A 12,949-nucleotide genomic window follows, 5' to 3' on the forward strand; every position below is an offset into this window, starting at 1 on the left:
AATGAAAAATACTAAACGTAAAAACATATTCTTTTATGGGTTCTTGATGGTGTTGTTAATGGGAACTTTTTCCTGTGAAGATTATCTGGATAAAGAACCAGCAACAGACATAGACTCTGAAGCTGCTTATCAGAACTTTTATAACTTTCAAGGTTTCGTTGAAGAACTTTATAGCTGTATTCCAGTGTTCGACAAAAGGGAATATAATAACCAATGGAATTGGGGTGAAGAAGAACATTACAGTAATAATGGAAGAAATGAGATATTAGCTCGAATTGATCGTGGTGATTTTTGGGTTGGCACGGGGTATTGGTTGTCTGGAAATGACTTTAATCCAGATGGAGATCGTTGGAAACATTATCTTTGGCAAGGTTGCTGGTATGGAATTCGTAAGGCGAATATGGGCCTTGAAAATTTAGATAAAATGACAGGAACTCAAGAAGAGAAAGATTTAATTGCAGGACAATTATATTTTTTTAGAGCTTGGTTCCATTATCAAATAATGGTATTATGGGGAGGTATTCCTTATATAGATACGGTATTGCCGGCTAGTGAAAAACTAACACTCCCGCGTCTTAGTTATTTAGAATGTGCAGATCGTGTTGCTACAGATTTTCAAAAAGCCGCAGATTTATTACCTATTAATTGGGATAATACGACGGCAGGTAAAAATACAATTGGTTTTAATGAATTACGTATCAACAAAATAATGGCTTTAGGCTTTTTAGGTAAAAATTATCTATATGCAGGAAGCCCATGGATGAATGTTTCAGGTGGTGGGTATGGCACATATAATGCTGAGTACTGTAAAAAGGCAGCTAATACTTTAGGTACCCTGTTAAAGATGGTTGAAAATGGAGACACTCAATACAAATTGGTTGATTGGGATCATTACTCAGAACTTTGGCGGACCAATGGTCAAGGTGGGAAAATGCCAGGTTTAACGGAAGCCATTTTTAGAGGTCCAGCTTATGATGGACGTGCCGGTACGGCTTGGTCTTTGGATAAACAATATTTAGCCGCTAATATTTTATATGGTCGTTCATGGTCACTTTACCCTACGGCCAATTATGCCAACTATTTTGGAATGGCTAACGGATTGCCAATTAACGATCAATATAACCAAGGACATGGATCGGAAATAGCTAGTACGGAATCTGGTTACGATCCGCAATATCCATGGAAAGGCAGAGACCCACGTTTTTATATTACGTATGCCGTTGATACACAACGTATGATTTTAAGTCCGCCATCGAATGCGGCACAGTGGACCTATGCAAATCTTTATACTTACAATCCTGCAGATGCTGCCAAAACATACAGAAACCCAGAGTCGGGGAGTACTACAGGTTATTTATTAACAAAGTTCAATCCTGTTGGTTTTAATAGATATGATAACAAGTTTAATAACCACCACATCCACATTTCTTGGATGCGTTTAGGAGATGTTTATTTAATGTATTCTGAAGCTGTAGCGAATGGATTTGGATCACCACAAAGTACTAGCGAAACATATACTTTAAGTGCGGTTGCTGCCGTAAATACAATTAGAACAAGAGCAAATGTTCCTCCTTTTGCAAACAAGTATACTATAGGGGGATCAGGTATAGATAGTCCTTTCATGCAAGAATTAATGCGTGAACGCGCTGTAGAACTTGCTTGGGAAGGACATCGTTTTAATGACTTACGTCGTTGGCGCTTAGTAGATAAGTTTCCTTACAATATTAAAACAAAAATTGAATTTGATAGAGCTGAGCCAGTTAATTTTGATAAAGTAGATCCAACTGTTAATAAGGTTCTTAATTTAAAGGAAGAGGTTATTGTAGAGAGAGACTATAGTGAAAGACATTATTGGTTCCCTTTTACAAAAGATGATGCAAACTTGTACCCTGATTTCCCTCAGAATCCAGGTTGGTAAAAATAGATAAGAATTGTCGTATATAAAATAATGATAACAATGAAATATATCAAAATAAATTTTATTCTGTGTTTTGTAATGCTTTCTTTCTGGAAAGTAAATGCGCAGAATACTCAAACAGATCAGGTTATTCAGCCATTAGATACTGTTCAACCCAAGGTAAATTCAGAAATGGTTCATGTGGCTTTTGGGGAGACAAAAAAAGAGGATTTAATTACAGGTGTATCCTATTTAAATGTGGATGATCTGATGCAGGTAAATAATATGAATGCTTCTGGAGTCGATCTTAGAGCATTAGTTCCTGGGTATAGTGGTGGTAATAATATTTGGGGATCAGGTATGTTGGTGCTAGTAGATGGTATTCCTCGTGATCTTGGAAATATTATGCCATCTGAGATAGAGCAAATTACGGTATTAAAAGGAGTGGGTGCTGTAGCTTTATACGGAAGTATGGCTGCCAAAGGAATTATATTGGTTACTACAAAAAGAGGCGTTAATGATTCAGAAAGTTTTAGAGCATGGGTCGATAGAGGTATTTTTGTGCCAATAACGTATCCAAAATATTTAGGATCAGCTGAGTATATGTCCCTTTATAACGAAGCCCAAGTAAACGATGGGATTACCCCATCGTATATCCCAGAAGATATTTACAACACTGCTTCAGGTTCAAATCCTTACCGCTATCCAGATGTGGATTATTATTCTTCTGATTATCTTAAGAAGTTTACCAGTAGAACAAATGTAGCAACAGAGTTCAGGGGCGGCGGAGAATTTGCACAGTTTTATGCCAATATGGGATTCTATAAATCAAATACCTTACTAAAGGTTGGTCAAGGAGATAATGAAAGTGTTTCTCGTTTCCATGTTCGTGGTAATGTAGATATAAAAATTAATGATTTTATAACTGGTAAAATCAATACCAGTATGGCCTTTTATAATACAGCTTTTGGTAAAGGAGATTATTGGAGTAATGCAGCAACGATGCGTCCTAACTGGTATACGCCATTAATTCCTATAAGTTATCTTGAAAATTCTGATCAAGAATCACAGGAACTTGTAAATAACAGTCCGTTTTTAATTGATGGAAAATACCTTTTAGGAGGGACGCAACAACAGTTAACTACCCCGTTTGCAGCCTTATATACCCAAGGCTTGCAGAAGTACACAGCCCGTCAATATCAATTTGATGCGACACTTAATTTTGATTTGGCTTTTTTAGCAGAGGGATTGTCTTTTAGAACCCAATATGCAGTTGATTATTACAGCCGTTATTTTTTAGATGAAGATATAAATGATTATGCTATTTACGTACCAACATGGAATAATTATCAAGGATACGATCAAATATCACGTATAAAAAAGTGGAATGAAGATAAAGTAAAAAAAGGTCGTAACTTAAGAGATTCTTATGAATACCAAAAAGCATTTTTTTCGGGTATTTTCGATTATAAAAAAACATGGAATGAAGATCATAATATAGCGGCCAAATTGCTTGCTACGGTTTATCAACGAACCGTATCTAAGCAATATCATAGAGACAGTAATGCAAATCTTGGAATGCAATTTCAATATAATTACATGCAAAAGTATTATGTAGATTTTACAGAGGCTGTTGTTCACTCCGCGAAGTTTGCGCCTGGGCGTAGAACTGAATTTTCGCCAACGTTGTCGTTAGGATGGCGTTTAAGTGAAGAAAGTTTTATGGGAAATGTTAATTTTATTGACAATTTAAAACTAACAGCATCAGCAGGACTTTTAAATACCGATTTAGATATAAGTGATTATTATCGTTATAGAGGTATTTATGTAAGACCTGGTGGATACCAGGGATACGATGTATTATGGAACGAGGGGTATAGAGTTCAAGTAACGAATATAACACGTGGCTCAAATTTAGCATTGGGATTTGTTCAGAGAAAAGAACTTAACTTAGGGTTGGAAGCCAGTTTGTTCAACAATAAACTGGAACTTAACGGTGCTTATTACCGTACAGAAATGAGTGGTGGTTTAATTCAAGACTCAAACGCATATCCTGGTTTTTATGAATATGGAGCTTCAAATTTTATTCCATACACGAATAATGATATTGATTTGTTTACAGGGCTTGATTTTGGAATCACGTTAAATCAAAAGCTTGGTGAAGTAGATTTAAAGCTTGGTGTTGTGGGAACTTACTCAAAAAGTAAGGCCACAAAGCGAAGTGAAAATATTGATTATGATTACCTAACTAGAGTTGGAAAACCTGTTGATGGTATTTGGGGACTTGTTAGTGATGGCTTTTTTATGAATCAAAATGAGGTTGATAATGCACCAAGTCAAGCGGCATTAGGTGGCGTTAGGGCTGGAGATATTAAGTACAAAGATCAAAATGATGACGGTAAAATTGATACTAATGATATCGTTTATTTGGGACGCTATGGATCACCATTTATAGGAGGTGTCAATATTACTGCAAAATGGAAAAACTTCTCCTTGTTTGCTTTATTTAGCGGAAGCTTTGGTGGTTATGACATGAAGACTAATGATTATTTTAGAGTGAATGGATCGGATAAATATTCTGAGATTGTGCGTAACCGTACCATTATAGGAAAAGATGTCAATGATGAGTGGGAAGTTACTAAATTAGGAAGTTACCCGGCGCTAACAACAACAGGGGGTGACAATAATTTTACAGATTCTGATTATTGGGTATATAAGACAGATAGAATTGATTTATCTCAAGTACAGTTAACCTTTAAAGTGCCAACTAAGCTTCTAGAAAAAGTTTTTGTAAAAGACTTAGATATATTTATAAATGGAGCTAATTTATTAACATTCGCAAAGGAAAAGGATATTTTAAATACTTATATAGGTTCGGAGCCTAAATCCCGCTTCTTTAATTTAGGTTTTAAAGCAAATTTTTAAGTAAAAAATGACTAAAAGAAAATACAATGAATACTAGAAACATATTTATCATTTTCATACTTTTTACTCTTTTTACTGGCTGTGATGACGTATGGGAACCGGCCATAGAAAACATAAAGGATGAAGAATCGATCTATGCAGAACCTGCACTTGCAGAAGGACTGCTTTTACAAGGATATTTACAGTTACCAGACTCCCATGATTATAATTTTGAATTTACTGATGTAGCTACTGATAATGCAGTAAGTAACAATTATAGCAATGTTTATTTATCAATGGCTTCAGGGGCATGGGCAGCAAATAACAACCCTATGAGTGTGTGGGATCGTTCCTATAACTCCATTTTATATTTAAATAAAATAATTAAAGAAGCAGAATATATTCCTTGGGCCCAAGACCCAGAAGCTTCCCAGCTATTCAATATGCGTATGAAAGGTGAAGCATATGGTTTAAGGGCATATTTTATGTATTATTTATTACAGGCACATGCGGGGTATAGTAACGGACAATTATTAGGCGTGCCTATTTTAACACAAACATCTGAAGAAATAACAGAGTTTAACATGCCTCGTGCAAGTTTTAACGATTGTGTTGAAGCCGTTTTTAACGATCTTGATGAAGCAGAGAAATTATTGCCGTTAGATTTTGGAGACTTAGATATAAATGCTGGTGTAATTCCTTCAAAATATACATCCCAAGGTATAAACAGCATAGGCGCATATAACCGTGTGCTTGGATCACGTTTTCGTGGGCGTATGACAGCTAGAATAGCCAAGTTTATACGAGGAGAAGTTGCATTATTGGCTGCTAGTCCAGCTTTTCTTAATGGATCTAACGACAGTTGGGAAACCGCAGCTAAAGCCGCTGCCGATTTATTAAATGAAAACAATGGACTAGGAGGTTTATCAAGTAATGGATGGACTTGGTATGCAAATTTAAGCGACATTCAGGCTATACAAGATGCATCTTCTCCAGCAGAAATTGTTTGGAGACATAGAACACTCACACATTCTGGAATAAATAGTAATATTGAAAGGGAGCTTTTTCCTCCATCATTGTTTGGTTTAGGTCGAATAAACCCTAGTCAGAATTTGGTGGATGCTTTCCCTATGAAGAATGGTTATCCTATATCCGATTCACAAAATTCGGGTTACGACACCCAAAATCCTTATAAAGATCGTGATCCTCGTTTAGATGCTTACGTTGTGTATGACGGTAGTAAGGTGGGGGTGTATGATACTCAAATTTCCATGACAACTACTGATGATGCTGTTAATGCTACAGATAATTCAACACGCACAGGTTATTATATGAGAAAAATAACACGAAAACAAACAAATTTAAACCCTGCTAGTCCTGCCTCACAAATTTTTTATAGAGCAAGAATGCGTTATACTGAAATGTACCTTGATTATGCTGAAGCAGCAAATGAAGCCTATGGACCTCAAGGCATGGCACCAGGAGCAACCTATTCTGCTTATGATGTGATTAAAGCCATAAGAGCAAGAGCAGGTGTAGGCGGTTCAAACGATCCTTATTTACAATCCATAATGAGCAATCAAGATGCTATGCGAGAACTAATACATAACGAACGTCGTTTAGAGCTTTGTTTTGAAGGTCATCGTTTTTGGGATCTACGCCGCTGGAAAGTGCCATTAACAAAACTAAACGAACCTATACGTGGGATTAAGGGAACATCAGGAGGTAATGCCGTGTTTGATTTTACGGGACCTTATTTATTGAGTACCGAAACACGTGATTTCAAAGATTACATGTATTATGGTCCTATTCCTTATAATGAAACATTAAAATGGAGCAATTTGTCCCAAAATGATGGTTGGCAGTAATTAATTATTAAGTATATAACATTAAGTATATAAACATGAAAAAAATATTAATACTCTTGGTGATTCTATTAGGTCTTTATTCTTGTGAAAACCAAGAATGGGACTTCCCGGATTTTGAATACAGTACCGTCTATTTTTCTTATCAATATCCTGTAAGAACCTTAACAATGGGCGAGGATATCTTTGATACAACCTTAGATAATGAGCATAAATGTAAAATTTTAGCTACTTGGGGAGGGGGGTATAGCAATGATAATGATGTTCTTATAGATTTTGTTGTTGATGAGTCCCTTTGTGATAATCTTTATTATCTAGACAACGATGCTAAGGTTGAGGTAATGCCTTCCAATTATTACACCTTAGCTTCTAACCAAATGATTATTCCTAAAGGATCAGTATCAGGAGGCGTTGAGGTAAAATTAGAAGATGCTTTTTTTAATGATGCAATGGCTTTAAAAAGGAATTATGTTATTCCATTGTTAATGAAGAATGTAACCAATGCGGATTCTATCTTAGTAGGAAAAACAAATGTTAATATGCCTAACCCAAATATTGCGACTGATTGGGAAATAGTGCCAAAAAATTATAGCCTATACGCTATAAAATATATTAACACCTGGGATGGACATTATCTTAGAAGAGGAACGGATATGGTTACTGAAAACGGAATTACCGAAGCAGAAATACGCCATAAACAACATGTGGAAGACGATGAAGTGGTTAAATTAAATACTCAATCATTGACTAAAACAGAATTTCCATTAACTTTTCAAGATGAAAATGGTGTCAATATTGAAGTTTCATTAGTTCTTGAATTTAACAATGATGGTAAATGTACTATAACCACAGATTCAAATACTATTACCGCTACTGGAACAGGTACTTTTGTTAAAAAAGGGGAGAAAAAAAGTTGGGGAAATAAAGATCGCGATGTACTATACTTAGATTACAGTGTAGATCTAGGAACGAAACAATATACTACAAAAGATACCTTAGTGGCTAGAGACAGAGGCGTTGGGATGGAATTATTTAATGTTATAGTGAAATAGTTTTTTCATTTAAATAATAATAAATCATATGAAAAATTTTAAAAAAATATTACAGGTAACTTTCATGTTAGGTGCAATCGTAACATCTTGTACTGATTATGAAAGACCCGAATTTACGGTTGACAAACCTGAAAGTATAGCTTCACAAGAGCTAATTAACGAATATGATGGTTTAAAATCATATTTGGACACTATTGCATATCCTAATTTTAAACTTGGAGCAGATTTGGTTTTATCTGATTATAATGCCAAAGCATTAGTATATCGATTAATTAATAATAATTTTAATGAGGTAACCTTTAATGAAGGAGTGCAGCATGGAGATATGGTAAAAGAAGATGGCAGTTTTGATTTTTCAGGACTTGAATCTCTATTTGAAATAACCCAATCTAACGGGATGTCGGTATTCGGTAAAAATCTTATATCAAATAAACAACAAAATGCCGATTATTTAAATGGGTTACTTGAACCAATAGTTATAGAAAATCCTGTGAATTCCAATTCATTGAATAAGTCAGGACTTAATGATTTAAGTTTCACTAATTGGGAATATAATATGGGCGCAGATGTTTCTATAATAGATTTTAATGGACTTAAAACCATAAAAATGGTGTCTGGAGCAAATGCATCAAATCCACAAGATCTAAATCTGATTACTTCGGATATACCTGTTGTTCAAGGACATGAATATGAAATTATCATGTATGTGCGTTCAGATAGTGAAGGAACAGGGCGCATATCATTTGAAGGATTATCTAACAACACTCCAGAAATTGATTGGGATGAAAGTGGTACAGCTTCAGCAAATTTTTCTACAGATGTTAAATGGAAACAAATTAGATTTAAAGTAAGCGATTTTACTTCAAATACAATTAAGCTTCATTTTGACTTTGGTTATCAGCCTAACACAACCTATTATATTAATTTAGGATCCCTTTATGTGTATGATACTGATGCAGCTGTTGGTTCTAATGCAGTTTGGTTAGAAGCGGAATGTGGTGAGTATGGTGCAGATTGGGTAGCATATACAAGCGATACAAATGTTGATGCTACACCTGCTTCAGAAGGTGCCTATCTAATGGTTCCTGATGGGACAAAACCTACTGGAAATCAAGGTGGAATACCTGCGCAAAATATCAATCTTAAATTTGTAGTTTCTGAAGCTGGTGATTATAGTGTATATGTTAGAGCAGCTGCACGTGATGGTAGTGCAAGTAGTGATTCATTTTTTGTAACAGTAGATAATGGTGGTTGGACTGATATGAATAATAGAGGTATAGCTACTACGCCATTTAAATGGTTTAAAGTAAATTCATATCCTTTAAGTAAAGGATCTCATATAATCAACGTAGCAATGCGTGAAGATGGTTGTAAAATTGATAAATTTTATGTAGCTCTTAATGGAGTTGCTCCACAAATAACTGATAGTAATAATACTATAATAGGTGGGCAAGCAGAAAATTGTGTAGAAACAGGTTTCAATCTTGAAAGAACCAGCTCTGAAAAAACAACCATTGTAGGAGACGAATTAAATAGATGGGTCTCAGAAGTTGTTACATACTCAAAAGACTATGTAAAGGCATGGAACGTTGTTGATGAACCAATGGATGACCAAAATCCTTATGAAGTAAAATCAGGATTAGGAATGTCTGCACAATCAGGAGAATTTTATTGGCAAGATTATTTAGGAAAAGATTACGGTGTCGTGGCATTTAAAAAAGCAAGAGAAAATGGAAATGCAGATGATTTGCTTTTTATAAGTGATTTTGGGTTAGAAACCGATCTTGATAAATGTAGAGGGTTAATACAATATGTTGAATATTTAGAAACTCAAGGAGCACAAGTTGATGGTATTGGAGCGAAAATACACTTAACGATAGATTCTGATAAAGATAATATAGCAGACATGTTACAATTATTAGTAGCTACTGGCAAACAAATAGCAATTTCAGATATTTATGTACAGGTTTTAACAAGTACTCCAACAGACGAAACATTTCAAAAACAAGCTGACATGTATAAAGATATTGTTCAAATTTATTTAGATAATGTGCCAGCTTCCCAACGTTATGGAATTACAATAAGAGGTGTTATTGATAATAATTCAAATTCATCCTGGTTGCCAGAAGAGGAACTTGGACTTTGGAATGTCTACTACATTCGTAAACCTGCTTATGTTGGCTTTGCTGAAGGTTTAAAATTATTAAAGAATTAGGTTTGTGTTGATAATTGTTTGGACAATAAAATAGTTGTTTTAACAATTACGATATAAATTTAATAAAGTTAGTTAAATTTAATTTAGTTAAGAACGGGGACTGTATCGAAAGAATACAGTCTTTGTTTTTATAAAGCACTATTTCTAAATTTTGATATGCATTATTACACATTGAGATAGCCCCATTGCTTATTTTAACCAAACCAATATGCTTTACACACATATATTGTAGTAGGCCTGCCTATCGCTTCTATAAAAAAAATCCAACTTATAGTGTTGGATTTTTTATTTGTGAAATTTTCAGGTAGATTTAAAAAATCCTATTATATAAACTTACAAGATTTATAGATTTCTAGCTTCATTCAATTCATCCATAATCTCAGCAAATAAACGATAGGATTTTATACGATCCTCTCCATCATAGATGTTGGTCACAGCAATCAATTCGTCTACTTGAGTCTCTATGAGAAACGCTTTTACTTGCTGTTTAACGGTTTCTTTATTTCCAATAAATGTATATTTAAGCATTTGTTGGACCGAAGGATGTTGTTGCATGTCACGAAGTTCACCAGTCATTTCGCTGGGAGGTTGCATATAATCTCTTTTTCCAGTTAATAGACCTATAATCATTTTATATAGAGAGGTTGATAGACGTTCTGCCTCTTCATTGGTATCTGCAACAATAATGTTAACACCTGCTAGTGTATAGGGCATATGAAGTGCTTTGGATGGTTGGAATTCACGTCTGTAAATATCCAGAGCGTCCATTAATTGAGGTGTCGCAAAGTGACTGGCAAAGGCATATGGTAATCCTTTTTTAGCTGCTAAATGTGCGCTATCGGTACTAGAACCTAAAATATATAGAGGAACATCTACGCCTTCTGCCACCGTGGCACGCACTCGTTCGTTTAGGTTATCTGTTGAAAAATAATTCTGTATCTGTTGCACATTGTCAGGAAAAGACATGGCTGCTTGGTAAAAATCGGAACGAATCGCTTGTGCCGTTTCTCTATCTGTACCTGGAGCCCTTCCTAATCCCAAATCAATACGATGAGGATATAAAATACCCAAGGTGCCAAATTGCTCAGCAATGATTAATGGAGAGTGGTTAGGTAGCATAATGCCACCAGACCCTACACGTATATGTCTTGTGCCTTCTGCAATCTTACCAATTAAAATAGATGTTGCACTGCTACCAATGGCATCAGAGTTATGGTGTTCTGCTAACCAATAGCGGGTATAACCAGTGCTTTCGGCAGTTTGAGCCAATGCCAGTGAATGATTAAATGTCTCTTGCAGGGAACGCCCTTTAGATACGATGGCAAGATCTAATATTGAGTACGCTATGATTTTATTTTGCATGAGTTTATGTGTTTATATATTCAAAAGTTTCAATATATTATAATAAAAAAACTATAATTTTTCTAAGCTACGTTTATAATTATCCCACACCTCATGGTTAAGAGAGTAATTATAATTACGCCCCACTTTATGTTGGCGGATAAGGTCTGCTTCCACGAGCTTTTTAATGTGATGACTTATAGATGGTTGAGCTAAATGTAGTAAATTACAAGCCTGAGTACATTCTACCTTACCTTGGTTTTTTTGCATGTATTGTAAAATCTTTAAGCGATTTATATCACTTAAGGCTTTAGATATTTTCTCTACTTGTTTTAATTCCACAGATTGAATAATATATTGATACTTGCAAATGTATCGATATTTTTTGGTTTAAACAAATGGACAATTTCTCATCTATTAGTTTAGTAAAAGAATTATTGATATAAATAACTTTATAGATATCTAGTTGGTAATGATTGATAGATTTTAAATATTGCACTATAACCAAGTGTTAATAAATTACTCGTAAGGTTTAAAACAAAAAAACTACTTTTACAGTATTAAAAGAATTATTGATTATGGCAGAACATATTGAAAAAGTAAAGTGCTTAATTATTGGGTCTGGACCAGCAGGTTATACAGCAGCTATTTACGCAGCTAGAGCCAATATGGCTCCAGTTTTATACCAAGGGACACAACCAGGAGGACAATTAACAACCACTAATGAAGTTGAAAATTTCCCTGGATATCCTACTGGAATTAGTGGGCCAGAAATGATGATGGAATTACAAAAACAAGCAGAGCGATTTGAAACCGATGTGAGACATGGTTGGATAACAAAGGTTGATTTTTCTGGTGATATCCATAAAGTTTGGGTAAACGATGAAAAAGAAATTCATTGTGACACTGTTATTATTTCTACAGGTGCATCTGCAAAGTATTTAGGATTGGAATCTGAACAAAAATATTTAAAACTGGGTGGTGGTGTTTCCGCATGTGCTGTTTGTGATGGGTTTTTTTATAGAAATCATGAAGTTGTGATTGTAGGAGCTGGAGATTCTGCTTGCGAAGAAGCACACTATTTATCTAAGCTTTGTAAAAAAGTAACCATGTTAGTGCGTAAAGAAGAGTTTAGAGCTTCAAAAATTATGGCAGATAGAGTTAAAAACACTCCTAACATTGAAATTTTATTTAATACAGAGACAGATGAGGTTTTAGGTGATGGACAATTAGTGACTGGAGTTAGAGTTTTTAATAACAAAACCAACGAAAAACATGAAATTTCTGCAACAGGATTTTTTGTGGCTATTGGGCATAAACCGAATACAGATATTTTTAAAGGATTTTTAAATTTAGATGAAACAGGTTATATAATAAATGTTCCAGGAACCTCTAAAACCAATATAGAAGGGGTCTTTGTTTCTGGTGATGCTGCAGATCATGTTTATAGACAAGCTATTACAGCTGCGGGTACTGGTTGTATGGCAGCGTTGGATGCAGAGCGCTATTTGGCTGCAAAAGACACCACTTTTGAAGTGTCTACATCTACTTACAATTAAAGTATACTTATTTATTAGAATAGCCGGAGTGAGCTTCGGCTATTGATTTTATTATAATTTATTTTTTATTTTATTTCAAATTTTAATAAAATGTGCTTTCTTTGAGCTCAATTTAA

8 protein-coding genes are annotated in these 12,949 nt (G+C 34.7%); 6 read left to right on the forward strand and 2 right to left on the reverse strand.

The features are described 5' to 3' along the window. Position 1 precedes the first annotated feature (1 nt). Genes DKT72_RS15060 through DKT72_RS15080 form a run of 5 tightly spaced genes read left to right on the forward strand, consistent with a single transcriptional unit; the run spans position 2 to position 9,933 of the window. Positions 2–1,918, forward strand: a complete 1,917-nt coding sequence (locus DKT72_RS15060) for a RagB/SusD family nutrient uptake outer membrane protein (RefSeq protein WP_111309633.1) — start codon at positions 2–4, stop codon at positions 1,916–1,918. A gap of 39 nt (positions 1,919–1,957) precedes the next feature. Further along, entirely contained in the window at positions 1,958–4,822 is a 2,865-nt protein-coding gene (locus tag DKT72_RS15065; protein ID WP_162623326.1) for a SusC/RagA family TonB-linked outer membrane protein, read from the forward strand. Positions 4,823–4,848: 26 nt separating this feature from the next. Next, positions 4,849–6,669: a RagB/SusD family nutrient uptake outer membrane protein gene (locus DKT72_RS15070; RefSeq protein WP_111309572.1), complete on the forward strand. Its 1,821-nt coding sequence runs from the start codon at positions 4,849–4,851 to the stop codon at positions 6,667–6,669. A gap of 35 nt (positions 6,670–6,704) precedes the next feature. Beyond that, positions 6,705–7,718, forward strand: coding sequence for a DUF5627 domain-containing protein (locus DKT72_RS15075; protein ID WP_111309573.1), 1,014 nt, complete (start codon positions 6,705–6,707; stop codon positions 7,716–7,718). A 28-nt stretch (positions 7,719–7,746) separates the two neighbouring features. Further along, positions 7,747–9,933 (forward strand): endo-1,4-beta-xylanase, encoded by a 2,187-nt coding sequence (locus tag DKT72_RS15080; protein WP_111309574.1) that lies wholly within the window; start codon positions 7,747–7,749, stop codon positions 9,931–9,933. A gap of 342 nt (positions 9,934–10,275) precedes the next feature. Here DKT72_RS15080 and DKT72_RS15085 read toward each other — a convergent pair whose 3' ends face one another. Both DKT72_RS15085 and DKT72_RS15090 read right to left on the reverse strand, forming a co-directional pair. Continuing rightward, entirely contained in the window at positions 10,276–11,295 is a 1,020-nt protein-coding gene (locus DKT72_RS15085) for an LLM class flavin-dependent oxidoreductase (protein ID WP_111309575.1), read from the reverse strand. A gap of 51 nt (positions 11,296–11,346) precedes the next feature. Next, positions 11,347–11,616, reverse strand: a complete 270-nt coding sequence (locus DKT72_RS15090) for an ArsR/SmtB family transcription factor (RefSeq protein ID WP_111309576.1) — start codon at positions 11,614–11,616, stop codon at positions 11,347–11,349. A gap of 236 nt (positions 11,617–11,852) precedes the next feature. On the opposite strand from DKT72_RS15090, the gene trxB reads away from it, so the two are divergent. Next, entirely contained in the window at positions 11,853–12,833 is a 981-nt protein-coding gene (gene trxB, locus DKT72_RS15095; protein WP_111309577.1) for a thioredoxin-disulfide reductase, read from the forward strand. The last annotated feature ends 116 nt before the right edge of the window (positions 12,834–12,949 follow it).

The organism is Confluentibacter sediminis, from assembly GCF_003258355.1.
Lineage (GTDB): Bacteria > Bacteroidota > Bacteroidia > Flavobacteriales > Flavobacteriaceae > Confluentibacter > Confluentibacter sediminis.